The following is a 26,795-nucleotide window of genomic DNA, read 5'->3' as shown; positions in this document are numbered from 1 at the left end:
GACGGGGCGCAGCGCGAGCGTGCAAAAAGGGGCGGGCTGGTGGCGCGCGATGGTGACGCAGCGCGAGCGCGCAAGGGCGGGGGCTCGCGGCGGCGCGCGGCGAAAAACCAACGCGAGCGTACAGAGGCGCAGGCTCGCGGGGTCGCGCGATGGGGGACGCAGCGCGAGCGTGCAGAGGGGCGGGCTCGTGGGGGCGCGCGATGGGGGACGCAGCGCGAGCGTGCAGAGGGCGGGCTCGCGGGGGCGCGATGGGGAGTCAGCGCGCCTCAGAGCATCCAGGCCCGCGCGAGCTCGCGGTGCTGCTGGGCGCGCGCGTCGTCCCCGGCGGCGGCGGCGAGCTCGGGCCACACGAGCGGGTCGCCGAGGCGAGCGATGACGGCGGCCAGAGCGTCGGAGGCGGCGCGGAGGTCGGCATCGGGGCCGAACGCGGCGAAGGCGTAGAGGCCGGGCCGCTCCTCACCGGCGGGCGAGGTGAGGCGATAGCGGTCGCCGCTCTGGACCTGAAAGCTGCCGCGGTGGGCCTGCACGACCCGCCGGAGGTCGCCGAGCGCGGCCTCGCCGGGGTGGACGCCGTCGATGCTGAAGGCGCGATAGCCGGCGCGGTGCAGCGGATCGATCTCGGCGTAGAGGTAGACCGGTTGGCCGTCGTCGTCCTCGTGGCTGCCCAGCGGCCGCGCGTCGAACACGACCTGATCGAACAACCGCTGCGGCTGGTCGATGCGCGAGATCTGGAGGATCCGCGCGGTCACCGGGCCGGTGCGCGCGGCGTAGAGGTCCTGCCGCTTGCCGCTCGGGTGCTCGACGCGGATCCGGCACAGCTCCCAGCGCAGGTCGATCGGGCCCTCGCCGTCGATCTCCATGTCGAGGCGAGCGGCGCTGTGACGTACGCGGTCCCAGGCGCCGAGGAAGGTGGCGGCGACCATGCGGTCCCAGTCGTACGCGCCGGGCGCGAGGTCGGGCTGCAGCTGCAAGGCCTCGTCGACGAGGCGCAGGACGGTCGGCCAGTCGCGCTGCTGGCGGGCGTTGCCGGCGTGGGCCAGGCGGGCGGCGAGGGCGTCGGCGGGATCTTCGGCGAGCTGCGCGAGGAGGCGATTGGCGGCGTCCCAGTCGCGCGCGCGGGTGTGCCGGCGGGCGGAGACCCACCGGCCGCGGCGCTGCTTGGCCGGATCGGCGCTGGCGAGCAGGCGCTCGCCGAGCGCGCGGTGGCGGTCGTCGTCCTCGGCGTGGCGATAGGCGACCTCGAGCAGCTCGACGGCGTCGTCGTCGTCGGGGTGCGCGTCGACGTGCCGCTCGAGCAGGTCGGCGGCCTCGCGCGCGAAGCCGAGGTCGAGCAGGGCGGCGGCGTGGCGACGCGCGTGGGCGGACGGATCCGCGGCGACGGCGGCAGGATCGGCCGCGACGCAGTCGCGCAGGCGCTCCTCGGGATCGTCGGGGCGCTCGCCGCGGGGCTGGGCGAGGGCTGTCTCCAAGGACAGGCGCAGGGCGGCCAGCCGCTCGGGGGCGCTGCCGGGGCGGTGCAGGCGGGCGGCGAGCCGCTCCATGGCGGCGAGGTGGAGGGCGGCGACCTCCGGGCTGCCGCGCTGGATGGCGAGGTCGGCGGCGGCGGCGGCGATGTCGAACGGGAGGCGGTGCGAGCCGTTGAGCTGCAGGCGGGCGATGAAGCGCTGCAGCAGGCGCCCGAGCTCGAAGCCGTTGGGCCAGGCGCCGATCCGCACCAGGTGGACGAGGGCGTCGGTGTACGGGTCGTAGTGGCTGGGGGTCGGGAGGATGTCCGCAGGGACAGGTAGATGCCGGAGCGCGTCGTCGCCGCGGCCGAGGCGGGCGTAGATCCGCGCGAGGTCGATCTGCCGGGCCCGGCGCTGACTCTCGTCGCGCCGACCGTTGGCGATCGCGTCCTCACACGCGGCGAGGGCGTCGTCCGTGCGGCCGAGAGCGATGAGGCAGGAGATCCGCTCCGGCAGGAGGGAGGTGCCCTCACGGCCCTGGCCGGCGGCGACGAGCTGCTTGTGCTGGGCGTCGAGGAACTCGAGCGCGGCCTGCGGGTCGCCCTGCTCGCGCAAGGCGCCGGCGTGCTCGCAGCTGATGCAGGTGAAGCACGGCCAGGTCGGGTCGATGCGCGCGAGGGTCTCGCGCGAGACGTCGGCCCGCTCGCGCGCCCACCCGGGGCCGTCGACCTGCGAGTAACAGGCGGCCAGATCCTGGACGGTACACACGGCCTGCGGACAGCCGCGCGCGGCCTCGCCGTGGGCGTAGTCGACCAGGGCGACGGCCTCGCCCAGAGCCATGTCGCCCTGACAGCGGTGCAGGACGCGGCTCTGCAAGTGCCAGTGCCGCACGAACACCTCGACCCACGGGAGCCCGGCGGCACGGGCCAGGGCCAGCGCCTCGGGCGCGAGGGCGTCGACCCGATCGTGGTGATCGTCGACGGTAGCAGACGGGATCCGCCGGATCAGGTCGGCGAGCCGGACGTGCCCGCCGCGGCGCAGCTCGGGATCGATGTCGTGGACCCACTGCCAGATGTCCATGAGAGCATGTCCTTCAGGGCAGGAAGCGGAAAGGGGGCTTGGGGCCGAGGTTGCGGTGGACGAGACCGACGCGATCGAGCACGCCGCGCTGGCCGAGGAGGATGGGCGCGACGAGCGGGCTCGATGTGACGTAGACGAGGGCCTGCTCGAGGACGAGGGAATGGTCGTCGAGCGCGCGTCCCAGCCGCAGGTCCAGCGCGACCGAGCGACAGGTTTCGCGACCGTGCACGGCGGTATGCCAGGGCAGCTCGGGGCCGAGCAGGGAGCGGTCGAAATCGGGGACGGTGGCGAGGATCTTGTCGCTGACGAGCGTGATGGTCGCGCCGGTGTCGACGAGCGCCTCGATCGGTATCGACCAGGGGAAGGACGCGCTGCGACGCAAGCCAACCCGGACCAGCGGCTGCGCGATGCGCCCGAATTCGCCGCAGGCACGGGTCGTAAACGGGTGGGTGGTTCCGTGGCGAGGATCCATGCGGAGTGGATGAGCTAGAACGGTAGGGCCGGGACGGTAGCGAGGCACACGTCGTCGAGAGAGACGCCCTGCGCGCGCACGGACTCGAGCACGGGAGGGAGCGAGTCTCCGTGGGCGATGACGCCCCGGGTGGCATGGAGCGCGACGTGCTGGCCGATGTATTGCTCGATCGATGGATCTCCCAGCCAGCGGAGACACGGGTCCTCTTCGACCTCTTCTCCGGCACCGACGACTGGCGCGGAACGAGCCGCGGTCAGGCCGGCGACGAGGTTCGACAGCTCGGTGAGCTTCTGCTCGAGCGCAGCGAGCTTGCGCCGGCTGTCATCGAGTTCGCGCCGCAACTCGGCGATCTCCGGGGTTTCCGCGAGCTTGTCGTTGCCCGAGCGATCGAAGGCGAGCGAGGCGAGCACCTGGCGAGCAGCCTCATCCCCGAGGAGACGCGCGACGAGGTCGGCGACCGAAACAGAGGACACCGAGCCCTTGAGCGGCTTCTTCTTGGCGGCTGTTTTCGCCTGCTTCTTGACCGACGTCTTTTTACCGGCCTTCTTGCCGGCAATCGGCTTCTTCTTGGCGACGGGCTTCTTGACCCGCTTTTTCTTGGGCTTCGCTGCAGGCGCGGCCCAGGCTTCGCTGCTGCGCGGTGGGCTGTGCGGGTGCGGCTGCATCGTCCGCTGCGCAGGTTAGCGCGCGGGGCGGGGGGTGTCGAGGAGCTCGCAGACGGCCCGGCCGTATTCGGCGAGGGCGGTGTGGAGGCCTTCGGCCTCGTTGGCGGCGGCTTCGCTGGCGCCGGCGACGAAGGCGACGAGGGCGCGCAGCAGCTTCACGCCGGGGTGGCCGGCGTCGATGCTGGCGCGCTGCTCGAGCAGGCGGACGATCGCGGGGTTGTCGAGGTTGACGTAGAGGTCGGCGTCGACGCTGGCGTCGATCTTGGCGGTGAACATGCGCATGAGGCCGAGCGCGCCGCTGGCGATCCGGCCGGCGGCCTCGTCGCTCTCGACGCGGCGCTTGAGCTCGGCCTCGCGGTCGGGCACCAGCACGAGCGGGAGCTCGGCGGGGGCGAAGCGGGCGGCGATCAGGCGTTGACCTGGCCTTGTGAGCATGTTCGAAAGGAAAGCTTGCTGGTCGGCCGGGAGGTCGGCCGGGGGGAACACGCGCTTGTTGCCGGCGGCGGTGCCGAGCTCGATGACGGCGCCGCCGCGGCGGTCGGCGTGGCGGCGGACGAACGGGAGGGCGCCGTAGCGGGTGCCGACGACGACGGGGACGCGGAGGGCGCGGAACAGGACCTCCTCGAAGCCGCCGCGCGGGCTGAGGCTGGCGTACAGCTTGCCCTGGCCGCGCCGCTGGACGACGGCGATGGGCAGGTCGCCCTCGCTGGTGGGGACGGTGAGCTCGTCGGCGAGCAGCTCGAACAGGCGGTCGTCGCACAGGGCGGCGCCGAGGAGGGCCTCGTTGTGGCGGAGGAGGACGCGCCGCCAGGCCTCGGGCTCGCGCTCGGCGATCTGCTTCATGCCGTCGACGAGGGCCTCGGCGATCGCGGCGGCGACGGCCCGGTAGGCAGGGTCGCGCTGGAGATCCTCGCGCGAGGCGGTCGGGGTCAGCTTGGCCGACTCGATCGCGCCGCTGACGAAGCCGGCCCACGGGGGCAAGAGCTCGCGCGCGTCGTCGTCGAGCAGCATGCCGCGGACGTAGACGTGGAGGTTGCGGTTGTCGGAGGTGCCGTAGGTGGCGGCGTCGTGGATCCACAACAGGCCGCGCACGTCGGTGCCCTCGCGCGGGCCGACGTCGATCGTGCACAGCGGCTCGAAGCGGCGCTCGAGCCGGCGGGCGAAGTCGAGGCGGAGGGTGCGGGCGCGGGCCGGGTGGGCGTCGGGGACGCGCCACGGGGCGGGCTGGGCGTTGACGGCGACGTCGTCGTCGCCGACGAACACGGGCAGCGGCAGGAGGGCGCAGTAGTGCAGCAGGCGGGCGCGCAGGGCCGACTCGTCGCTTAGCTCGCGGAAGTTGTCCTTGAGGTGGAGGGTGACGGTGGTGCCGACCGGCCGGCTCGCGGCAGGCTCGATGCTGAAGCGCTCGCCGCTGCGCGATTGATAGAGGAGGGTGGTGTCCGGCGATTGATAGGAGGTGGTGGTGACGGCGACGCGGGTGGCGATGACGAAGGCCGAGAGGAAGCCGAGGCCGAACAGGCCGATCAGGTCGTCGCTGCCGTGCTGCTCGCGCAGCTTGCGGGTGTAGCCGGCGCCGATGGTGGCGAGGTAGCGGACGATCTCGTCGCGCGTGAGGCCGGCGCCGGCGTCGCTGACGGCGAGCGTGCCGGCGGCCGGGTCGCAGACGACGCGGATCTCGGGGGCGAACGCGGCAGGGTCCTCGAGCCGGCGGCGCACGCACGAGTCGTGGGCGTTCTGGACCAGCTCCCGCAGGGCGACGAAGGGGGTCGAATAGAGGTGCTCGCCGAGCACCGTCATGAGGCCGAACAGGTCGACCTGGGTGGCGAGGATCTCGGGGGTGGTCATGGTCCGATCAGCTTCTTGACCTTGTCGATGCGGCCCTGGGCGCTGTCGTCGCCGAGGTCGCGCGCCTTCTCGTAGTGGGTCAGGGCGTCGCGGTAGCGCAGCACGACGAAGTAGGCGTCGCCGAGCTTGAGGTGGTACGACTTCGACTGCGGCGCGGCCTCGACCGCGAGCTCGGCGAACTGCACGGCTTTTTGCTTGGCGCCGGTGTCGAAGGCGATGTCCGACAGGCCCATCAGCGCGCGGGCGTTGCGGTTGTCGTAGGAGATCGCCCGGTGGAACAGGCTCTCGGCGTCGTTGCGCCGACCGGCCTTGAGCGCGGCGACGCCGTCGTCGGCGAGCTGCTTGGACTTGGCCGGGTCGCGGTTCGACTTGAGCGCGGCCTTCTTCGGCCGCTCGACGTCGGTCGCGGCGGCGCCGTCGGCGGCCTCTTCGTTGCTGTCCTCGGGGACAGGTGCGGGCTCGGGCGGCGGGGGCTCGGGCGGCGGGGGCTCGGGCTCGGGTCGCCTGGCGGCTGGCTTTTGGGGCAGCTCGATGCCGGCGCCGCGGAGGCCGGCGTCGAGGTCGAGGTGCTGGGAGATCGACAGGTGTGAGGCGTCCCGGTGAGCGTCGAGGGTGCGCTTCTGCCGGCGCTCGGCGTCTTCGTCGGTGAGGGCGCCGACGAGCCCGAGCGCCTGCAGCTCGCCGAGCGACCAGCTGCCGCTGCGGGCCTTCTCCTGGAAGAGGTTGAAGGCGCCGGGGGTCATGCCGCTGCGCTCGACGGCCCGCGGGTGGTCGGGGTCGAAGGCGCGGGCCCAAATGTAGTACTCGACGGCGAACGGGCGGGCGCCGGCGACGTCCCAGTACTTGTCGCCGAGGTTGACGAGGCCGGCGGCGAACTGGCCGCGCAGCTCTTCGGCGCGGGCGTCGGCGAGGCCGGCGGCAGGGCCGGTGATCGCCTCGAGCTCGAGGACCTTGGTGTAGGCGGTCGGGACGTCGGGCTGGTCCGGCGGCGGGGCGACGTAGAAGGTGCGGCTGGCGGCGACCAGCGCCTCCTCGGCGAGGGCGTCGATGCGCGAGCGCTCGGCCGCGGGCGGGTCGGAGGTGCGCAGCGCGACGGCGACGGCGACGCCGGCGGCGACCAGCGAGACGCCGGCGACGACGGGCCACAGCCACCGCCGCGGGACGGCCTGCGGGCTCGGCATGCGCGCGCGCAGGCGCTCGAGTCGGTCGGGGGCGCACTCGGGCAGCGGGAGGTCGTCCCAGGCGGTGCGCAGGCCGCAGGCGATCTGCGCCTCGCACAGCGCGGCCTCGAGCTCGTGCATGTCGGCGTAGCGGTCGTCTGGCCGTTTGGACAGGCAGCGCAGGACGACCTGCTCGAGCTGCGCGGGCAGCTGGAGGTCGGGCCGCACCTGGCGGAACGAGGGCGGCGGCTGATGCACGTGGGCGTTCAGGACCTCCTCGAGCGCCTCGCTGGGGAACGGCGGGTTGCCGGTCAGCAGCTCGAAGGCGACGCAGCCGGCGGCGTACATGTCGAGGCGACCGTCGAACGGTTGGCCGCGGATCTGCTCCGGCGCCATGTAGTGCGGGGTGCCGGCGATCTTGCCGCGCCGCTCCTGCCCGAGCACGGCGGCGATGCCGAAGTCGACGACCTTGACCACGCCGTCGCGCCCGCCCTTGCGCACGAGGATGATGTTCTCCGGCTTGATGTCGCGGTGGACGATGCCGGCCTTGTGCGCGGCCCCCAGCGCCTTGCACAGCTGGCGGAAGATCGCGAGGACCTCGGCCGGCGAGCGCACCTCGGTCTCGGTCGCGGGCACGAGGTCCTTGCCGTCGAGCAGCTCCATGCAGATGAAGAGCCGCCCGTCGGGCAGCTCGCCGAAGTCGTAGATCTCGACGATGTTGGGGTGTCCGGTGCGGCTGGCGGCGCGCGCCTCGGCGCGGAACACCGCCGCCATCTCGGCCCGCCGGCTGAGGTCGTAGCGCAGAACCTTGAGCGCCACCTTGCGCTCGATGTCGACGTGCTCGGCCTCGTAGACGACGCCCATGCCGCCCTCGCCGAGCCAGCGCACCAGCCGGTAGCGCGTGCCGGGCACGACCCTCCCGCTGACCAGGCGCACCCGCGTGCGCTCGCCCGCGGCCGCGGGGGCCTGCTCCGGCTCGAGCATGGTGCCCACGGTGGCGTCGATCGAGCTGGCCGCCGGGACAGGTTCGGTGATCTCCGGCGAGCTGGCCGGAAGGACAGGATCGGTCTCGGCGGAGACCGAACTGGCCGAAGAGACAGCTCCGGCGAGGGCCGCGACGGCCCCGCCCGGGCGCGCGGCGGCCGGGGGGTGGTCGACCCCAGCGGGCTCGCCGTCACGGCCGGGCTCGGTCATTTCGCGACGAGTTTAGGTCAGTTTGCCGGCCCCGAACGACGCGCCGTGGATCGAAGGTCGCGCGCGTCGTGCGGTTCCGCGCAGGTGGGCCCGCGCGTCCGCGGCGAGATCGAGCACCTCCGCGAGCGCGCCGCGCCGGGTCGCCGCTTCGCGCGGCGGTCATGGGCGCGTCGAAGGATTGTCGCGGCTTCGACGAGCTCGGCGGCTCGAGAACGGCATTCGTCGCCGGCAGAACGACCGCGACGCAGTCGAGGTTCGCCTGCACCGTGCTCCGGCCCGGCATCTCGTCGTGCGGCACAGGGTGGATCTCGACGCGGGCGGCGATCGTCGAGGAGCACGCCGCATCCTCGCCCGCGGGCGAGGCGATGCCCTCGACGCGATCGGGAGCGCGAGGGCTCGAGGGCTGGAGGGTCGTGAGCTCGGCGACCGCGGGTCATACGAGCCGCGCGGGGCCGATCTCGCCGAGCTCGATCACCGAGCGGGCGGCGGGGCCGGCTTGTCTTGCGGGTAGACGAGGATCTTGGCCAGCTCGGGCGTGACGCGCAGCTCGCCGCTGCGGGTGATCAACGCGGCGTCGAGGCCGGGGTGCGACTGGATGAACTCGAGGCCGGCGTCGACGCCCATGACGGCGACCGCGGTGGCGTAGGCGTCGGCGTCGGTGGCGTTGGGCGCGAGGACGGTGATGCTCTGCAGGCTGCGCTCCTCGGGCACGGGGAAGCCGGTGCGCGGGTCGAGGATGTGCGAGTAGCGGACGCCCTCGAATTCGATGAAGCGCTGGTAGTCGCCGGAGGTGACGACGGCCCGGTCGCGGGCGGGGATGGCGGCGACCGAGCCGGGGCCGTCGGGGCGCTGGATGCCGACCATCCAGGTCTTGCCGCCCTTGGTGCCGGACACGAAGGTGTCGCCGCCGCCCTCGACGATGTGGTCGGAGAAGCCGCGCTCGCGCAGGACGGTGGAGGCGCGGTCGACGGCGTAGCCCTTGGCGATCGCGCCGAGGCCGACCTTCATGCCCGGCCTGGCCAGGCGACCGCTGCGCGTGGTCGCGTCGAGCTCGATCGAGCGCCAGTCGACCAGCGGCAGCTTCTCGAGGATCGCCTCGCGCGTCGGCGGGCGGCTGCCCGGGTCGTACTTCCACAGCTGGCCGACGGCGTAGAACGTGGGGTCGAAGGCGCCGCCGGTGGCCTGGGCGATCTCCTTGCTGCGCTGCAGGACGTCGAATAGCTCCTGGCTGAGCGGGCGCAGCGGCCCGCCGGCGGCGTCGTTGAGCTGCGACAGCTCGCTGCTCGGGCGCCACTCGCTCATGATCTGCTCGATGCGCTCGATCTCCGCGAACGCGGCCTCGATCGCGGCCCCGGCCTCGGCCGGCGCGCGCTCGCCGACGTGGACGTTGATCGAGACGCGCGTGCCCATCTGCTGGGTCTCGGCGTAGATCGTGCCGTCCTTGCGCACGGGCGGACCCGCGCGCTCCGGCGCGGGCGCGGGGGCCGGCTCCGGGGCTGTCTTTGCGGGCATGTCACTCGGGACATGTTTGTTCGGACCTGTCCCCTGGGGCTGGCCGCAGGCGAGCAGGAGGACGGCGAGGGCCGCGAGCGCGGGGCGGGTCACTTCTTCTTGTCCGGGCTGAGGCTCGGCGGGCGCGGCGGAGGCGGGCCCTTGGGCGGCGGAGGCCGCGGGGCGGTGACGACCGGGGCCGGCTCGTCGTCGGGCTCGAGCTCGTCGACCGGCTCGAGCTCGTCGATCTCCTCCGGCTCCTCCTCGTCGGCGGCGCTCTCGGCCGGGCCCGGCGGCGGGCGGAAGGCGTTCTTCACCGGCGGCAGGCTGTCCTCGCCGGGCGGCTTGAAGGTCGGCGGCCGGAACATGCTGCCGCTGGCGCTGGCGCTGGCCGAGGCCTTCGGCTCGGGCAGGCGGAACGACGGCAGCGAGGGCTTGGGCGGCTCCGGCGGAGCGACCGGCTTGGCGGCCGGGCGCGGCCCGCTGGGCTCGGCCGCGGCGGGGCGGGCACCCGAGGGGGGCGGCGGATCTCCGGGGCCGCGGCCGCGGTCGGCGAGGGGTCGGCTGCCGCCGTCGGGCCGGACGAGGGCCGCGCGGCGGGGTCGGTCGGCTTGCGCAGGTCCGGTAGCGGGCGCTTGCCGGAAGCGGAGTCGGAGAGGGCGCGCCGGCCGGACGCGGCGGCGTCGGGCACGGGTTGGGCGCCGGAGGCCTCGGCGTCGGCGACCGGCCGCTTGCCGGAGGCGGCAGCGTCCACGGCGGGGCGGCGGTCGGAGGTCTCGGCGTCGAGGGGGCGCTTGCCGGAGGCCTCGGCGTCGGCGATCGGGCGCCGGCCGGAGGTGGCCGCGTCGGCGACGGGGCGCCGGTCGGAGGACTCGGCGTCGGCGATCGGGCGCTTGCCGGAAGCGGCTGCGTCGGGCTCGGCGTTGGGGCCGGAGATCGGGCGGCGGGCGGCCTGGCCGGCGGAGGGCTCGGTGCGGCGGAGCTGGGGGATCGGGCCGCTCGGGCGGCGGCCGGCGGTGGCGGAGTCACCTGGCCGAAGGGCCAGCTCGGCGAGGGCCCGGTGGGCGCTGCTCTCGCCGTCGCCCTTGAGCTCGGCGGGGACCGGGCGGCTGGCGGACGACTCGGAGGGCGAGCGGCGCAGGCTGCCGGAGCTCTGCCGGCGGGGCAGCAGCGGGATGTCGTTGAGCTCGGAGAAGTCGTCCTCGGTCTCGGCGAGGCGCGACAGGTCCTCTTCGGGCTCGCTGGTCGGCGCGGGCGACTGGGCGGGCGGGACGACCTTGTGCGAGCGGGTGTCGGGGTTGTTGAGGTCGGAGAAGTCGTCCTCGTCGACCGGCACGGGGGTCGGACGGAACGTGCTGGCGGGGCGCACCGACGAGATCTCCGAGTCGCGCAGCTGCGACAGCGCCCGCAAGCCCGAGGCCTCGGAGCCCGGCACACGCGCGCGCAGGCCGGAGGACTCGGCGTCGAGCGGGCGCACCTCGGAGCTCTCGCGGAAGCGCAGGCCGAAGTCCTCGGGCGACGGGGTCTCGACGACCGCCTGGCGGCCGGTCTGCCGCAACGCCCGCATGGCGCCGGTGCGCCGCCGCGGGTCGGACTCGTCGAGGTCGATGTCGAGGTCGAAGTCGCTGACGTCGGACTCGCTGAACGGGAGGATCGGGTCGGAGACGCGGGCGTAGCCGACGGCGAGGCCGCCCCACAGCTTGTCGAGCTCGGGGTAGTGCCGCCAGAACCGCGCCGCCAGCCGCGGGCCGGGCCGCGCGGTGCCCTTGGCGACCTCGACGTGGATCAGCCCCGCGTGGACCGTGACCGCGAGGACGTGGCCGGCGTAGTAGGTGTCGATCGCCTCCTTGAGCCGCCAGAACAGCTCCTGCGGGGCGCCGTCCTTGCCGATCACGGCCTTCCACATCTGCAGCGGGCCGTGCTCGATGACCGGGGCGAACAGGAACTCGCGGCCGCTGGGAAACAACAGCTGAAAGCGCTCGTGCTCGATGACGTAGTCGTCCTCGACCGCGCCGAGGTTGCGCAGCATCTTGCCGAGCTGCGGCCCGGTCGGCCGGATCGCCCGCAGCGCCTCGAGTCGACGCAGCGCCGCGGTCATCCCGGCGTCGCGCAAGATCTCCGCGAAGATGTCCTCGACCTCTTCCCAGGTGCCGTGCAGCGGCACGGTGGCGAGGATCCGGCCGCCGATCTTGCACACCCGGATCATCTCGCCCAGCGCCGGCTCGAGGTCGACCGACTCGCCGAGCACCAGGTTGGCGACGACGAGGTTGTAGCTGTCGTCGGCCATCGCCGTGACGTCGTCGAAGTGGCCGGGCTTGAAGTAGACCCGGTTCTTCCACTCGGGGCGGATCCGCGTCTTCGCCAGCTCGAGCGCGCCCTCGTCGGGGTCGATCGCCAGGATCTTCGCGCCCGCGCCCAACCGATGCAGCAGCTCGCCCGTGCCGCGCCCGGTCCCGCAGTGGATGTCGAGCGCGAGCACCTCGGGCAGGTTGGGCAGGTTGCGGACGATGAGCCGCGCGAAACGATCGTGCCAGACCGGAGAGATCTCGCGGTCGAGCACCCGGGCGACCCTTCGGTCGCGGAGCCCTGCAGCTCCGCCGCCGCGACTGTCTTGTGTGCTCAAGGGTTGGATGGCGTCGGCCCCGTGGGGCTCAGTTCTGGGGCAGGATGATCAGCCCGAACTCGTAGTTGCTGCCGTCGCCGTTGGCCCGGATCAGCGCCGCCTTGGCGTTCGGGTCGGCCTCGTTGTTGCCGCAGTCCTGGTCGTTCTGCGCCATGCAGTAGTCGAAGCTGATGTTGGTGACGAAGGCCCGGTTGCCGTAGTTGCGCAGGAAGGTCTCGTCGCTCTCGGTGACGCGGATGGCGTGGGTGAAGCCGTCGAAGCCCATCGCCGGGAACTTCGCCGACGGGCTGGCGCTGACCGAAGCGGCCGCCGACAGCGCGTTGTACGAGAAGATGTAGGCGTAGAAGCAGCTGCCCTGGCAGTCCTCGGTGTACGTGACCGTGACCTGCGGGTCGGGCGCGTCGGTGCCGAAGGTGAAGGTCGGCGGGTCGGCGGCCTCGAGGTCGAACACGATGTGGCCCGGCGACAGGGTCTTGTCGGTGCCGCCGTCCTGGCGCTGCACGCCGTAAGCGGTGCCGGCCTGGACGTCCTACGGGGCGCAGTACGGCAGGTAGGCCTTGGTGCCCGACTGCTCGATGGTGGTGATCCACGCGTAGGCGCCGAAGCGGAGCTTGCTGTCGATGGTGCCCGAGAGCTCGCAGGTGTCGGCGCTGACCGAGATGCCCGGCGGGAAGCTGTCGGGCGTGTTCGCGTCGCCGTCGAAGTTGCGGCTGCCGTTGCCGCGGCCGGCGACCAGCGAGCAGGTCGGCGGGGTCGTCGCGTCCTTGACCGGGATGACGATGCCCTTGGCGATCAGGCCGTCGAGGTCCTCGCCGTAGGTGATGCAGCCGTCGGGATAGGCGGCCAGCAGCGAGTCGGTGTCGACCTGGATCGGGTCGCGGATCTCGAGGACGCCGCACTCGCTCGTGATCTCCTGGCCGTCGGCGTCGGTGACCGTCAGCGTGACGTTGGAGATGCCGGCGACCTCGGGCGTGCCGGAGATGACGCCGGTGGCCGGGTCGATCGTGAGGCCCGCGGGCAGCGTGCCGCCGTCGGTCCAGTTGGTGTACGGCGGGCGGCCGCCGACGGCGGTGGGCTCGTAGTTGTAGACGAGGCCGACGAAGCCGTCGGGGATGTCGCCGGGGGCGACGCTCTCGTCGCGGCAGTCGATGCCGGCGCCCGCGTCGATGACGATGTCGCCGCAGGTGATGACCGACTGCACGTCGCGCGCGTCGACGACGACGACCTTGAGCGGATACATGCCCTCGGCCGTGGGCGTGCCGGAGATCGTGCCGGTGCTCTCGTCGATCGTCAGGCCGGGAGGCAGCGGCGTGCTCGGGTCGACCGAGAACGTGAAGGGCGCCACGCCGTCCACCGTGGGCGTGTACGAGTAGGGCACGCCGACCTGCCCGCGCGCCGGGTTGGCACACTCGAGCGAGACGTCCTCGGCGAAGCCCCACGGCGCGAACTCGTCGCGCGAACAACCGACGAGGGCGCTGGTGAGGAAGGCGGTGGTAAGGACGAGGGGGCGGAGGTGCATCGTCGACTCCTAGGACGCCTGCGAGGGGCGCCGGGGCAAAGTAACACGAGGAGTTAGCGCTGACTACGCGCCAGGGCAAACAAACCGCGCATCCGCCCGGCGGACGCGGCCGCAGGGGGGTGACCGGCGGAGGGGCGGAAGCGGGCGGGGGCGGGCGGGCGGGGCCGATTCGGGGCTGTACGGCCGAACAGGGGGCCGGGGCGGGGCTTCAGTCCGCGTCCCGCGGCGCACCGACCAGGGCCGCGACCGCGTCGGCGTCGCGGGGGATGGCGGCCGTGAGGACGTCCGGGCCGGCCTCGGTGCACAGGACGTCGTCCTCGATCCGGATCCCGCGGACGTCGGCGTAGGCGGCCAGGCGCTCGCGGTCCAGATCGGCCTCGAAGGGGCCGCACAGGGCCCTGTCGCCGAGGATCGCCGGGACCAGGTAGAGCCCGGGCTCGATGGTGACGAGCATGCCGGGCGCCAGGTCGCGGTCGAGGCGGAGGTAGCAGGTGCCGAACTGGCGGCTCCGGGCCCGACCCGGGGCGTAGCCGGCGCGGTCGCCGAGATCTTCCATGTCGTGGACGTCGAGCCCGAGGAGATGCCCGACGCCGTGCGGGAAGAACAGGGCGTGCGCACCCCGCTCGACCAGGCCCTCGGGATCGCCGCGGAAGATCCCCAGGTCGACGAGGCCGCGGGCCAGCGTGAGGCTGGCGCGGAGGTGGATGTCGCGGTACCGGACCCCCGGACGCACCATCGCCGTCGCGTCCTGGTTGGCCTGCAGCACCAGGTCGTAGAGCGCGCGCTGTGTCGGACTCCACGCGCCCGAGACCGGCCAGGTGCGCGTGACGTCGCTGGCCCAGCCGTGACAGTCGGCGCCGCAGTCGGCGAGCAGGAGATCGCCGGCCCGCAGCGGGTGATGACTGTGCTCGTTGTGCAAGACCTCGCCGTGGACGGTGACGATGCTGCCGTAGGCCGGGGTCATGCCGCGCGCGGCGAACTCCGCCTCGATCGCGGCCCGCACGTCGCTCTCGCGCCGCCCCGGCCGCGTCGCCGCCATGCCGGCGAGGTGACCGGCGCGGGCGCCCTCCGCGGACTGACGCAGCAGCTCGAGCGCCGGCGCGTCATGTTGCAGGCGCAACGAGATCACCGCCTCGGCGAGCTCGGCGTCCTTGCCCGCGAGCGCGACGGTCCCCGACTCGGCCTCGTCGTGCGCGCCCCACGGCCGCCCGAGCAGCGAGGCCTGCCGCGCCCGCGTGCGCGGGTGGACGGCCGGCAGCGTGGCGACGCCGCGCAAGGAGTCGAGCGCGGTCCGCAGCTCGCCGAGCGGGCGGATCTTCCGCACCCCGGTGGCCGCCTGCAGCTCGTCCCAGGTGGCGCTCGGACCGATCCACAACGGATCGTCCGGCGCCGGCGGCGCGGCGAAGATCTCCCACCCGTCACCGCTGCCCAGCAGCACCGCGCCCGGCCAGTGGACGCCGGTGAAGTAGAGGAAGTGGCTGTGCGCGCGGTACGGGTAGGTGTTGGCCGCGTAGTTGCGCGGGACGAGGTCGCCGGCGAAGAAGATCGCGGGCTCGCCGGCGAGGGCGCGCGAGAGTCGCGAGCGGCGAGAGACGTAGACCGCGGCCGGCTGCGGCGGGACGAGGACGGACATGACCGGGAGCTTACCGCAGGCGGCGAGAGTTCATGCAAGCCGCGGCCGCGCGGTGTGCGCCTGGCGTCGACGGCGTTCGATACCCCCTCGATCGGGCCAGCGTCATGGGTCGACCCGCCGAAGGTCGATCGTCACCACGGTGTCGAATGGCATGACGATCTCGAGGGCGTAGATGCCGGCCTCGAGCTGCAATTCCTCGTCCGTCTGCCGGAACGTGCGTGACGACTGCTCGTCGCAATCGCCGCAGCGAGTCAAAATGACCTGAGAGCGCGGATATTCCGTCGACAGCGGGGGCACGTCGTAAGCGATCTGCAGGCGATACGTCCCGCCGGACTCGATCGCGATCGTCTGCTGGGCGGCGATGTCGAGGTCGTCGTCGCCCTCGCTGCCGTAGAAGTCGGGGTCGTCGCACGAGGCGGCTCGCGTGACGTGGAAGCGGTCTCCGACCGCAGCGGCAAGTTCCAGCTCGCAGACGTCGAGCTGATATTGGCAGCGCGCCGGGCCGGACAGATACTCGGCCTCGAGCGCCACGAAGCTCTCGCCGTAGATGCTCGCCACGAGCGCCTCGATCTCCGCGCGCGAGCGGCCGAGGGACTGCTGAAACAATCGCTTGAAGCGCGCCAGACCGCGCGTGTCGATGAGGAACCGGGTGAAGTAGGCGGCGGCGGTGTAGTCGACCTCGGCGGGGACGCGGTCCAACATGTCGCCCACGGGCTCGGGCGCCGGCGGCGGCGCGCGGTCGAGGGTCCGCGACAGCGACTCGGCGAGGCCTTCTTCGAGAAAGGGCAAGCCCTGGCCCCAGAACCGATCAATGATTGCATGGGTCAATTCGTGGCGCAGGACGGCGCCAGTGCGATCTCCGGGCGCGTCAAGATCGGCGATGTACACTGCTCTTCGATCAGGTTGATAGCAGGCACGCCAGGGACACGGAATCTCGTTCGTCACTCGCACCGGCACGGAAAAGTCGGTGGGTGCGGCGATGTCGAGGAACTTGAAAGCGCGCTCAAAATAGGAATTCAGGTGGATCTCGCTCCCGGCGCAGAGCGATCTCGTGTCGTTCTCGAACGAGAACTCGGCGTATTGATGGGGATGATTCGCGCCGGAGCTCGCGTCACAGGACGCAGCCGAGAGGCTGGCAGCGACGATGAGGAGAAAATGCTCGGCGTGTGCGTGCGTTCTCATACGGTGCCGCAATCTTCCAGGTCGATGACGCAGAGTTCGGTGCCGCGGCCGAGCCAGCCCTGAGCGGCGTCACAGATACCGTCTCCCGGCCAAGGGCACGGATCCAGCACGGTGTCCTCGCCGAGGTTGTCGCCGACCCGAATGTCGCCGCCGACGATGATTCGCGCGAGCAGCGAGTCGACCGTGGCCGGCAGCAGCGATACGTTGCCGTACAACGACAGGTTCCCCGATACCTCGGCGAGCGCGGGAAACCACGCGTCCGGACCGATGAATGCGGCGTTGCGGGCGATCGCCAGCTCGTCGATGCGCTTCAGGGCGGGGAAGCGGCGAGCTCGGGCAGCGCCTCGTTCTCCTCGATGGTCAGGCCGGCGAGCGACTCGACGGCGGCGAAGCCCGTCACCGACTGCAGCGCGGGGTTGAGCGCGATGTGCAGACGACCATCGACGGCGAGCGCGGACGCGGCGCCGTCGATCCGTTCAAGCCTCGCGTTGGCCGCGATCATGAGCCAGGCCGTCCCTGGCGTGGCCCAGTGGATCTGCTCGAGGGCGTCATTGTCCTCGATCAGCGCGGCCGTCACCTCTTCCAGGGCAGAGAACCCGGCGAGGCTTTCGAGTGACGCGTTGGCGACGATCGAGAGCGTCTCGACCGACCGGAGCGCCGGCAGCTCGACGGAGCGCAGGCCGGGGTTCTCGGTGATCAGGAGGTCGCCGCCGACGTCGCGGAGAGCGGGCAGCTCGAGGGTGAGCAGGCCGGCGTCGTGGGTGACGCGAAAATCGCCCGTGACGTCGGTCAGATTCGCAAGACCCCGGAGCTCGGCCAGCGACGGATTCAGGGTGACGAACACCGAATCGATGGTCGTCACGCCGTCGCCCAGCTCCAGCTCGACCAGCGCCGGGTTCTCCGCCACGTAGAGCCCTCCGGACAGGTCCTCGAGGACAGGAAAGCCACGCACCGCGGTCAGGGCGGCGTTGTGCGAGATCGAGAGCGAACCGCCGATGCTGACCAGCGCCGGCCAGGCGGGGAGCTCCGCGAGCGCCGGGTCGTCGTGGACGACCAGGGAACCTTCAATCGACTCGATGCGGGCCAACACCGCCAGTTCTTCCGGCCCTCGATGTTGCACCACCAGGTCCCCGCGCACGCACAGGAGACCGGGGGGAGGCGACTGCCACAATTGCGCGCCCTCGATGCAGGCAGCATCGTCGGGCGTGCAGCCGACGAGAGCGGCGACGAAGGGGCTCAGAACCCATGTTACCGGGTAGCGCGTCACGTGCCAGATCTCGCGTAGCATAGTCGACTGGTCCCGTCCATTGCCTGTGCGCGAATGGCGCGACCCTCGGTCTGGCGCGCGGCTCTCGCTACGCGCCGGACCGAGTGGTGCCCATCAGCCGCCGGTGATGCGCAGCCAGAGTGACATCCCTTGCGACGACCAGCCGAGGTCCAACTGGAGCTGCTGGCCATTCCAGGTGCCGCGGGCGCCGTCGACCACGAACATCGCACCGTCGACGCCGGCGCTCAGCGGCAGGCCGTCGAGGGTGACGGCGCCCGTCGAGACGGTGGCGAACAGATCGGCGTCCGGGAAGGTGACGACTCCGGTCCGCTGATTCAGCTCGCCGAGGACCGGCTGCAGGAGCCGGACTTCGAGGTTCGAGACGACGAACGGCACCGAGGTCGTCGCCCCGTTCGCGTCCCTCGTGGTGTAGAGGCCCTGGACCGTGGCGGAGCCGGCGCGGATGTCGTTGAGCGAGACGGCGCAGACCAGGGTGCCGGGCGGGCAAGCGGCGAAGGAGAAGTCGAGGACACCGTTCAACCCGTTGGTGCTGGCCGAACCGCCGCCGATAGACAGCTCGGCGGACGCGGCGAAGGACAGCGGATCCTCCAGCCACATCGGGCCCTTGCCCGAGCACATCGTGAGCGGATCGGTGGCCTCGGCCGGGGTGAAGTTGTAGAGGTCGCCGCAGGGGAACGTGGGGCTCCAGACCTTCGTGGCGCTGTTGTCGGCCTCGTTCTGATGGCCCTGGTTCTTGGCCATGCAGAGTTCGTAGCACCCGGCCGCCGCGGTCTCCTGCGAGTCCGCCGTGACGCAATCCGGGACCACCCCTGGGGCCATGCAGCGCTCATCCTTGGTCGTCGGCGGGAACGTGTCGGTCATCACCCCGCAGATCGTGGGGGAGCCGTTGCAGATCCAGATGCCGGCGGACGGAGGGTCCTCCCCGCCGCCGGTCGTCGGGTCCGTCTCGCCGTAGCACCACTGCTCCAGCACCTCGTAGTCGTTCAGCCCGTTCTTGGCCGGGCACCACGACAGCTCGTTCCACCGGTCCTCGGGCATGTTGTCGTTGAGCCAGCCGCCGAGCTGGTTGCCACACGCGCGGCAGTCGTCGCAGCCCGACATGAACCAGCCGTCGCGGATCTCCGGCACCGACTCGTCGTCCTCGGTGTCGGGGTCGTCGGCGGCCGGGGTCGGCAAGTTGGCGCAGTCGACGACGCCCTGGAACGGGGCTCCGGCGAGCTGGGGCTGGCCGTCGTAATCCGCCGGCGTGCCGCCCCACAGGTCGGCGCAGATCGACTCACGCACGTAGTGGCCGCGCGCGGAGCAGTTTCAGTCGTTTTGGTCATGCAGACGAGCAGGGGCCCCGAGACGTCGGGCGTGCATTCCACGACGTAGCCCGGCCACACCGGAGGAGCATCTCCCGTCTCACCGGGCGTGCTGGTGTCGGTCGACTCGACGCTGTCGCCGCAGCCCGCGAGCGAGCAGGCCAGGACGAAGGTCGAGACGCGTGAATGGGTTGATGATACGGATTTGCATGATTTCGGCTCTCCTTCTACGATTCGAACGCGGGCGAGATAGCGGCACGCCCGCGCTGCAGGTAAAGCACCCGTCAACCTCGCGTTCAAGGATTTCACTGCGACCGCGATTGTGAGAACCGGGCCCAATCGAAATTGGGGCGCCGCAACTGGCATTGAGCCCGGAATGTAATTGCGGCCGATGGGCTCATTTGCAGTGAGCATTGGCAACGACCAGAGTTGGCAATGCCCAGTTGGGGTCCGCCCTGCTATCGTGCGTCCGTGATCTCGATGTCATGAGATAACTCTCGCCTCTGTCGCGCGGATCCGGGCCTCTTCCCGTCGGGCGCGTGGGCCAGTACCCTCGCGCGCGTGGGCCAACCCCCGGAACGGCGTCTGTTGTGGATCTTGATCGGCCTGGCGCTGCTGTCGCGCCTGGTCTGGGTGTTGTGGGTGCACCCGCCGGGGGAATACCTGTACAGCGACATGCGGCTGTACGCCGAGCGGGCGGTGGCGCTGGCGGACAAGGGGATCCCGCCGCCGACGCGGACGCTGGCGTGGCAGGCGTACGGGACGCACATGCTGCTGGCGGCGCCGCTGCGGCTGTTCGGGACCCAGCCGCCGATGCTCTCGGGGGCGCTGCTGTGGGGGCTGCTCGGGGCCGCGGCGGTGCCGCTGACGTACCTGCTGGCGTGCCGGGTGCTGCGCGAGCGCTGGCAGGCGCGCACGGCCGGGATCGCGGCGCTGCTGTGGTTCCCGAATTTGTCGACGACCGGCTTCTTCCTCTCGGAGACGCCGTTCCTGTGCGCGCAGCTGCTGTCGCTGTACTGGCTGGTGGTGTGCTTCCAGGAGGGGAGGCGCGCCTGGCCGGCAGGGCTGGCCTCGGCGGCCGCGTTCATGCTGCGGCCGCAGGCGGCGGTGTTCTACGTGTTCGTGCTGCTGGTGTGGCTCGTCAACGTGCGCCGGCTGAAGCACATCAAGTGGCACCACATCGTCGGCGTCGGCACGCCGCTGGTGCTCGCGCTCGGCTTCAGCCTGTGGCGCTTCCACTACCACACCGGCTATTGGGGCGGGATCGCCGAGAACGCCAACATGAACCTCACCGCCGGGCGGTGCCACAACATCAACACCCAGGCGTACCGCACCGAGCGCGAGCGGGCCGCGGCCGAGCGCAAGGACGACCAGACCAACGGCCGCCGCGTGACCCTGCCCGGCTTCCGCACGCTCAAGAACTGGGTCCCCGAGTGGTCGCCGCTGGCGCTGCGTCCGGCCCTCAAGGGCGACAGCATCCGCTTCGTCGGCTACATCGGCGACCCGTTCATCCACAAGGACATCCGCGCCAAGTGCTACGCGGCCACCGGTCTCTTGGAGCAGGTGCGCTACAGCTTCGTCAACATGATGCTGCAGTGGTTCATCGCCGGGCAGTGGCCCGAGACCAGCAAGGGCCACGCGCGCACGCTGGTGGTCGCCGAGGTCTACCGCTACTTCTTCAACACGGTGGTGCTGCTGCCGTCGCTCGTCGGCATCGGCCTGGCGCTGCGCGGGGTCCGGCGCGACCCGGCGCTGGCGGTGCTGGCGGTCTGCCTGGTCGGGGCGATGATCATCGCCGCGATCTTCTTCGGCGACCCGCGCCTGCGCACGCCGTACGACCCGGTGTCGATCATCCTCGCGCTCTACGCGGCCGCGGTGGCGCGGCCGGCGTGGCGAGCCTGGCGGGCCCGGCGGGCCGGCAGCACGCCCGCCCAGCCGGCGTGAAGGGCCGCTCACGGGCGCGGGCGAGCGGCCGCGGCGGTTTTCGCGGTGCCGCCGCGCGAGAGGTGTGTTACCCCTTGGCCGCGCCAAGCCCGGAGGAACCATGCCCGTCGCCGACTACGCCACCTACTGCCGCATGCTCGACAACGCCAGGGCGAACAAGTTCGCCTACCCGGCCATCAACATCACCTCGTCGAGCACCGTCAACGCCGCGCTGGCCGCGTTCAGCGAGGCCAAGAGCGACGGCATCCTGCAGGTCAGCACCGGCGGCGGCGAGTTCGCTTCGGGACAGGGCGTCAAGGACATGGCCTTCGGCGCCATCGCGCTGGCCGAGTTCATCCACCGCGTCGCCGAGCGCCACCCGCACTACGTGGCGATCCACACCGACCACTGCCCGGCCGACAAGATCGACAAGTTCATGCGTCCGCTGCTGGCCGAGACCCGCCGCCGGCGCGCGGCCGGGCTGCCCAACCTGTTCTCGTCGCACATGTTCGACGGCTCCGAGCTGCCGCTCGCCGAGAACATGAAGATCGCCCGTGAGCTGCTCCAGGAGTGCGCCGAGCTCGAGATCATCCTCGAGGTCGAGGCCGGCGTGGTCGGCGGCGAGGAGGACGGGGTCAACAACGAGCACGCCCCGGCGTCGAAGCTCTACACCACCCCCGAGGACATGGTCGCGGTGGCGCGGGCGCTGCGCGAGGTCAAGGGCGGGCGCTACATGTTCGCCGCCACGTTCGGCAACGTGCACGGCGTGTACAAGCCGGGCAACGTCAAGCTCAAGCCGACTATCCTTCGCGACGGACAGCAGGCGGTCGCGCGCGAATTCGGCGAGGCCGCGCGCTTCGACCTCGTGTTCCACGGCGGCTCCGGCAGCGAGCTCAGCGAGATCCACGAGACCCTCGAGTACGGCGTCGTCAAGATGAACATCGACACCGACACCCAGTACGCCTATACCCGCCCCATCGCCGACCACATGCTCAAGAACTACGACGGCGTGCTCAAGATCGACGGCGAGGTCGGCAACAAGAAGCACTACGACCCGCGCTCGTACCTCAAGGCGGCCGAGAAGAGCATGCAGGCGCGCGTCAAGCAGGCCTGCGCCGACCTGCGCTCGACCGGCACCACGCTGCTGAAGCGCTAGACCTCCACGCATCGACCACGGAGCTGCACGAACCACCATGCGGGTACACGTCGACGCCGAGCGCCCGAACCCGCGCAAGCTGCAGCCCGCGGTCGAGGCGCTGAAGAAGGGGCAGGTGATCGTGTACCCGACCGACACCGGGTACGCGTTCGGCTGCGCCATGTCGAGCCCCAAGGGCATCGCGGCGATCCGCAAGCTCAAGGGGCTCGACGAGCGCTCGCACAAGCCGCTGACGATGATCGTGTCGGGGCTGACCGAGGTCGGCCGCTTCGGCGTGCTCGGCAACACGCACTTCCGCCTGGTCCGCCGCCTGCTGCCGGGGCCGTACACGCTGGTGCTGCAGGCGACCTCCGAGGTGCCGAAGAGCATGCACAACCGCCACCACGAGGTCGGCCTGCGCGTGCCCGACCACCTGGTGTGCCGCATGCTGATCGGCGAGCTCGGCGAGCCGCTGCTGACCGGCTCGGTCACGCCGGGCGAGGCGACGACGCCCGAGCTCGAGGACGCGGAGGAGCTCGAGAACCGCTACGTGCGCGAGGTGGCGGTGACGGTCGACGTCGGCCCTCAATGGCCCGACCCGTCGACGGTGCTGCGGATGATCGGCGACGAGGTCGAGGTGCTGCGCGAGGGCAAGGGGGACTTCCGTCCGTGAGCGACGAGGCGGCTCCGCCGCGACCGCGGGCGCGGATCGTGCTCGCCGACAACATGGACGTGCTGCCCGGCCTGCCGGCCGGTGAGTTCTCGCTGATCTACATCGACCCGCCGTTCAACACCGGGCAGACCCAGCGGCGCGCGCAGCTGCGGACGGTGCGCGACGCGGACGGCGACCGCACCGGCTTCAAGGGCCAGCGCTACCGCACGATCAAGCTCGGCGAGCGCCGCTACGCCGACGTCTTCGACGACTACCTCGAGTTCTTGTGGCCGCGGCTCGAGCAGGCGCACCGGCTGCTGGCGGCCGACGGCAGCTTCTTCCTCCACCTCGACTACCGCGAGGTCCACTACGCGAAGATCGCCTGCGACCAGATCTTCGGCCGCGAGTGCTTCATGAACGAGATCGTGTGGTCGTACGACTACGGCGGCCGCTCGAAGTCCCGCTGGTCGGCGAAGCACGACAACATCCTGTGGTACGCCCGCGACCCCGCGCGCTACACGTTCCAGTACGAGGCGATCGACAGGATCCCCTACATGGCCCCCGGGCTCGTCGGGCCGGAGAAGGCCGCCCGCGGCAAGACGCCGACCGACGTGTGGTGGCAGACGATCGTCAGCCCGCAGGGGCGCGAGAAGACCGGCTACCCGACGCAGAAGCCGCTCAAAATCCTCGAGCGGATCGTGGTCGTCCACTCGCGCCCCGGCGACCTGTTGCTCGACTTCTTCGCCGGCAGCGGCAGCTTCGGCGAGGCGGCGCTGCGGCACGGTCGCGACGTCGTGCTCGTCGACCAGAACCCCGAGGCGATCGAGGTGATGCGCCGCCGGCTCGAGTTCGCGGCGCCGACGATCGAGGCGCTGGGCTCGCTCGCGCTGGCGACGAGCGAGGTCGCCGCGGCGCCGGCGAGCGCGGCGGACGGCGAGGCACCGGCCGCGGGGCCGATCGAGCCGCCGACGCCGTCGAGCGCGGGGGTGCAGCCCGAAGAGGATGCGGGCGCGGCGGGGTCGCGGTGCGACGACTCGCCGGCGGCATCACTCGGGGCGCCGCAGCGCGAGGGCTCGTCCGCAGGGGCATCGCTCGCGGCGCCGCAGGATGACGACGCGCTCGCGTCGCTGGCGGGCGAGGCGTCGGCGCGCGGCGCAGGGGTCACGCTGGCCGCGACGGTGCGGCCCAGCGAAGCGCCCGCGAGCGCGAGCCAAGGCCCGGCGGCGGCCGAAGAGGTCGGTTGAGACGATGGCGTTTTACCCATGCGAACCTCCGCGGCCGAGCGCGGTAGGATGTCCGAAGGGACATGTGCGCGTAATTGCGCCGACTGTGGACAAAGCTATCGACCGCGGTCCACGCTCGCGGCTCCTGGTGTGATTGTCGGAGGTGCGAGCGAGGGCGGTGGATCACGACATCCGTGTCGTGCCGTGAATCGCATGAGCCCGGTGGCGTGACCGACACGGCTTGGTTAGGTTTCCCCCATGCGCTCCTACTTTGACGTTACCCGCGCCTTCTATGTCGAGCTGATGGCCGGACTGGGTTTGGTCGCGGCTTGCGGTGGCACGAGCGGCGAGACCACGGCGGCGAGCGACCCCGGCTCGACGTCGTCCACCGGCGCGGCGACGTCGGGGCTCACCACCGGCGCGACCGACGACTCGGGCGAGGTGACGGGCACCACGGAGGGGGCGACGACCACGGCGACGACGACGAGCGACGGCACGACCGCCGCGCCGGGCACGAGCACGACCTCGACGAACTCGATCACCGGCGAGGAGAGCACCACCGGCGACACGACCGGCGAGGCCAGCGGCACCACGACCACCAGCACGACGTCGACCACGACCACCACCGGCGAGCCGCAGACCACCGGCGACACCAGCGAGTTCACGTGCGAGCCGCCGCCGCCGGGGATGATGCAGAAGTACGTGTGCTTCCCGGTGCCCGACGGCCTGGCCGACTGCGCCGCGTGCGACGCGGTGTGCAGCGAGAGCTGGGCCAACGCGGCGGCCACCGGCGACCCGTTCTGCAGCTACACCGAGCTGGTCGTGCAGTGCGGGCCGGACCCGATGCCGGCGGCGCCGGGGCAGTGCTGCTACTTCATCGCCCACGGCGACGGGATGGTGTGCGAGGGCCGGCCGTTCGTGGTCGAGGGCGCGGGCCGGGTGGCGCCGAACCTGCGCCGCAGCGACTGGGGCGGCCAGGTCCTGCCGTCGCTCGCGGGCCTCGACGAGCCGACCCGCGCCGCGCTGGCCGATCTGTGGGGCGCCGCCGCGGCCGACGAGCACGCGTCGGTGGCCGCGTTCGCCCGCTTCGCCCTCCAGCTGCTGGCCGTCGGCGCGCCGGCGTCGCTGGTCGACGGCGCGCAGCGAGCGATGGCCGACGAGATCGCCCACGCGCGGGCCTGCTACGCGCTGGCCGGGGCGTACGCGGGGGTGCCGATGGGACCTGGCCGTTTGGACATGTCTGATGCGCTAGGCGACACCGACCTGCCGGCGCTGGCCGCCGCGGCGGTGCGCGAGGGCTGCGTCGGCGAGACGCTGGCCGCGCTGCTGGCCCAGGTCGCGGCGTTCCAGACCGGCGACTACGCGGTCCGCAGCGTGCTCAAGCAGATCGCCGTCGACGAGGGCCGCCACGCGCAGCTGGCCTGGCGGTTCGTGCAGTGGGCCCTCGGCCGCTCGCCGGCGGTGCGCGAGGCGGTGCGCGAGGCGTTCGCCGCGGCCCTGCGCGAGCCGATCGGCGCCCGCCCGTGGCCGCACGACGCCGACCCGGAGCAGCTGCGCGCCCACGGGCGCGTGTCGCCCGACGAGCAGGTGGCGCTGTGCCGCGACGCGCTGGTCGGGGTGATCGGCCCGGCCGCCGACGCGCTGCTCGGCCGCGCCGAACAGGCCGCGGCGGCCTGAGCAGGAATGATCATACGACGCGTACGCTTGAGCTCTCGCGTCGGCGGGTCGCCCGGAGGGCCGAGGAGATCTCGGCGCGCCCGGGTCCGATGATTCGCCGGGGGTCGGCGAATGGTGGCACCGGGTACGGCCTCGCAGGTCCACCAGCACCCGGAGGTCGATCGCCGCGCCCCCGCGCCGTCACTGCGGGCAGCGCGGGGCGATGAACTTGCCGTCGAGCTCGAAGTCGTCGTCGAGCCCGTGCCAGGTCACGTGACACAGGCGGCCGACGACCTTGTCGGCGTCGATGGCGACGATCTCGAGCGTGCCCTTGGCGACGCCCCCGCCGCCGTCGCAATCGTCGCCGCTGCCGAGGTCGGCGCCGGTCTGCAGGCCGAACGCGTGCACCCCGGCCCACGAGAACGAGTACACGCCCGGCGCCTGGAAGGCCTGCGGGATCCGCAGCGACAGCTCCCACTCATGGCCGCACGAGATGCGGTCGTGCGGGTCGGCGCAGGTGAACGTCTCGCTCGAGAAGCGGACGTACAGCAGGTTCGGGTCGTCGTCCTCGCCGGTGGTGCCGTCGCTGTCCTGGTTCGCCGGGATCTGCGACTCGAGATAGGCGAGCACCTCGACGTCGAGCGGCTCGGGCTCGCCGTCGCACGGCACCGGCTCCTCCGGGCGGTCGGTGGTGTACTGCGAGGTCGTGTCGCCGGTGGTGCCGGGCCACTCGGCGGTCGTCACGTTTTCGGTGTCGGAGACGACGCCGGTGGTCTCGCCGTGGCTGTCGGTCTCGGAGAGGATGCCGGTGGTCACGCTGTCGGTGTCGGAGACGGCGCTGGTGGCGGTGACGGGGGGGCCCTCGGTGTCGGAGCCCCACCCGGGCTGCGTGGTGACCGTCGCCGGGCCCGAGGCGGTGATGTCGATCGTGGTGCCCTGCCAGGTGTCGAAGGTGCCCTGGGACGGGTCCGCGGAGTCGCCGGTGGTGCCGGTCGTCGGCGCGGTGTCACTGTCGTAGAACTTGGTCTCGAAGGTACACGCCAGCAAGGTAGAGGCGAGGAGGTAGAGGTGGACACGCGTTGTGATGTGCATGCATGATTCAATAGCACGTGGTCTGATGATTCGATCGGACCCGTTTCGGCCCATCGGACCGCGATCGGACTTCTGCGCTGGATCGGCCTAAATCCGGAGAATAGGCGGGAACTCCGGCGCCCCGCGGGGGGCGCGGAGCGCGGACTATGCACATTCGGAGGGTTCGCCGACCGCGATCGCGGGTTCGCCCGGCGGCGTCGATCCTCGCAATCG

20 protein-coding genes and 1 pseudogene are annotated in these 26,795 nt (G+C 72.0%); 5 read left to right on the top strand and 16 right to left on the bottom strand.

Going from position 1 to position 26,795, the window contains the following annotated elements:
• Nucleotides 1–266: 266 nt before the first annotated feature.
• The 15 genes from NAEX_RS18345 to NAEX_RS18270 all read right to left on the bottom strand — a co-directional run bounded on the left by NAEX_RS18345 (nt 267) and on the right by NAEX_RS18270 (nt 18,881).
• The gene (locus NAEX_RS18345; RefSeq protein WP_096328774.1) at nt 267–2,525 is read right to left on the bottom strand and encodes a hypothetical protein; all 2,259 of its coding nucleotides are present in this window, start codon (nt 2,523–2,525) and stop codon (nt 267–269) included.
• A gap of 13 nt (nt 2,526–2,538) precedes the next feature.
• Entirely contained in the window at nt 2,539–2,997 is a 459-nt protein-coding gene (locus NAEX_RS18340) for a pepsin/retropepsin-like aspartic protease family protein (RefSeq protein WP_143140906.1), read from the bottom strand.
• A 14-nt stretch (nt 2,998–3,011) separates the two neighbouring features.
• The gene (locus NAEX_RS48005; protein WP_143140907.1) at nt 3,012–3,662 is read right to left on the bottom strand and encodes a DUF5678 domain-containing protein; all 651 of its coding nucleotides are present in this window, start codon (nt 3,660–3,662) and stop codon (nt 3,012–3,014) included.
• 15 nt (nt 3,663–3,677) lie between these two features.
• Nucleotides 3,678–5,507, bottom strand: coding sequence for an ATP-binding protein (locus NAEX_RS18325; RefSeq protein WP_096328770.1), 1,830 nt, complete (start codon nt 5,505–5,507; stop codon nt 3,678–3,680).
• The gene (locus NAEX_RS18320; protein WP_096328769.1) at nt 5,504–7,861 is read right to left on the bottom strand and encodes a serine/threonine-protein kinase; all 2,358 of its coding nucleotides are present in this window, start codon (nt 7,859–7,861) and stop codon (nt 5,504–5,506) included. The genes NAEX_RS18325 and NAEX_RS18320 overlap by 4 nt, the downstream gene beginning before the upstream one ends.
• A 471-nt stretch (nt 7,862–8,332) precedes the next feature.
• Entirely contained in the window at nt 8,333–9,466 is a 1,134-nt protein-coding gene (locus NAEX_RS18315) for an FAD:protein FMN transferase (RefSeq protein WP_096328768.1), read from the bottom strand.
• Nucleotides 9,463–9,720, bottom strand: coding sequence for a hypothetical protein (locus NAEX_RS18310; protein ID WP_096328767.1), 258 nt, complete (start codon nt 9,718–9,720; stop codon nt 9,463–9,465). The genes NAEX_RS18315 and NAEX_RS18310 overlap by 4 nt, the downstream gene beginning before the upstream one ends.
• Nucleotides 9,666–11,912 (bottom strand): methyltransferase domain-containing protein, encoded by a 2,247-nt coding sequence (locus tag NAEX_RS18305; protein WP_143825592.1) that lies wholly within the window; start codon nt 11,910–11,912, stop codon nt 9,666–9,668. Before NAEX_RS18305 ends, NAEX_RS18310 begins: the two co-directional genes overlap by 55 nt.
• 91 nt (nt 11,913–12,003) lie before the next feature.
• The gene (locus NAEX_RS18300; protein ID WP_096328765.1) at nt 12,004–12,477 is read right to left on the bottom strand and encodes a hypothetical protein; all 474 of its coding nucleotides are present in this window, start codon (nt 12,475–12,477) and stop codon (nt 12,004–12,006) included.
• A 27-nt stretch (nt 12,478–12,504) separates the two neighbouring features.
• On the bottom strand, nt 12,505–13,494 hold the full coding sequence (locus NAEX_RS18295) for an Ig domain-containing protein (protein ID WP_096328764.1): 990 nt from the start codon (nt 13,492–13,494) through the stop codon (nt 12,505–12,507).
• Nucleotides 13,495–13,702: 208 nt separating this feature from the next.
• Complete coding sequence (locus tag NAEX_RS18290) at nt 13,703–15,127, bottom strand: aminopeptidase P family protein (RefSeq protein WP_096328763.1); 1,425 nt, start codon at nt 15,125–15,127, stop codon at nt 13,703–13,705.
• 102 nt (nt 15,128–15,229) lie between these two features.
• The gene (locus NAEX_RS48000) at nt 15,230–16,321 is read right to left on the bottom strand and encodes a hypothetical protein (RefSeq protein WP_143825591.1); all 1,092 of its coding nucleotides are present in this window, start codon (nt 16,319–16,321) and stop codon (nt 15,230–15,232) included.
• Entirely contained in the window at nt 16,306–16,524 is a 219-nt protein-coding gene (locus NAEX_RS18280; RefSeq protein ID WP_096328761.1) for a hypothetical protein, read from the bottom strand. Before NAEX_RS18280 ends, NAEX_RS48000 begins: the two co-directional genes overlap by 16 nt.
• A gap of 95 nt (nt 16,525–16,619) precedes the next feature.
• Entirely contained in the window at nt 16,620–17,597 is a 978-nt protein-coding gene (locus NAEX_RS18275) for a hypothetical protein (protein ID WP_143140910.1), read from the bottom strand.
• Between the two features lie 93 nt (nt 17,598–17,690).
• Entirely contained in the window at nt 17,691–18,881 is a 1,191-nt protein-coding gene (locus tag NAEX_RS18270; RefSeq protein WP_096328759.1) for a hypothetical protein, read from the bottom strand.
• Nucleotides 18,882–19,462: 581 nt separating this feature from the next.
• Between NAEX_RS18270 and NAEX_RS18265 the strand changes: the two genes are divergently transcribed.
• The 5 genes and pseudogenes from NAEX_RS18265 (at nt 19,463) to NAEX_RS50390 (ending at nt 25,511) form a co-directional block, all read left to right on the top strand.
• Entirely contained in the window at nt 19,463–20,845 is a 1,383-nt protein-coding gene (locus NAEX_RS18265; RefSeq protein ID WP_143140911.1) for an ArnT family glycosyltransferase, read from the top strand.
• Between the two features lie 100 nt (nt 20,846–20,945).
• Nucleotides 20,946–21,980: a class II fructose-bisphosphate aldolase gene (gene fbaA / locus NAEX_RS18260; protein WP_096328757.1), complete on the top strand. Its 1,035-nt coding sequence runs from the start codon at nt 20,946–20,948 to the stop codon at nt 21,978–21,980.
• A gap of 37 nt (nt 21,981–22,017) precedes the next feature.
• Nucleotides 22,018–22,632 (top strand): L-threonylcarbamoyladenylate synthase, encoded by a 615-nt coding sequence (locus tag NAEX_RS18255; RefSeq protein WP_096328756.1) that lies wholly within the window; start codon nt 22,018–22,020, stop codon nt 22,630–22,632.
• A gap of 53 nt (nt 22,633–22,685) precedes the next feature.
• Nucleotides 22,686–23,477 (top strand): annotated as a pseudogene (locus NAEX_RS54560) (DNA-methyltransferase); the annotation flags it as partial.
• 615 nt (nt 23,478–24,092) lie between these two features.
• Nucleotides 24,093–25,511 (top strand): ferritin-like domain-containing protein, encoded by a 1,419-nt coding sequence (locus NAEX_RS50390; RefSeq protein WP_170135812.1) that lies wholly within the window; start codon nt 24,093–24,095, stop codon nt 25,509–25,511.
• Between the two features lie 180 nt (nt 25,512–25,691).
• Here the strand turns inward: NAEX_RS50390 and NAEX_RS18240 are convergent, their stop codons facing one another.
• Nucleotides 25,692–26,582 carry a hypothetical protein gene (locus NAEX_RS18240; protein ID WP_143140912.1) on the bottom strand — a complete coding sequence of 297 codons (891 nt, stop codon included), beginning with the start codon at nt 26,580–26,582 and terminating at the stop codon, nt 25,692–25,694.
• Between the last annotated feature and the right edge of the window lie 213 nt (nt 26,583–26,795).

Source organism: Nannocystis exedens, assembly GCF_002343915.1.
Classification (GTDB): domain Bacteria; phylum Myxococcota_A; class Polyangia; order Nannocystales; family Nannocystaceae; genus Nannocystis; species Nannocystis exedens.
Note: the sequence above shows the minus strand (reverse complement) of the source record. Positions and strands in the feature narration are given on the sequence as shown.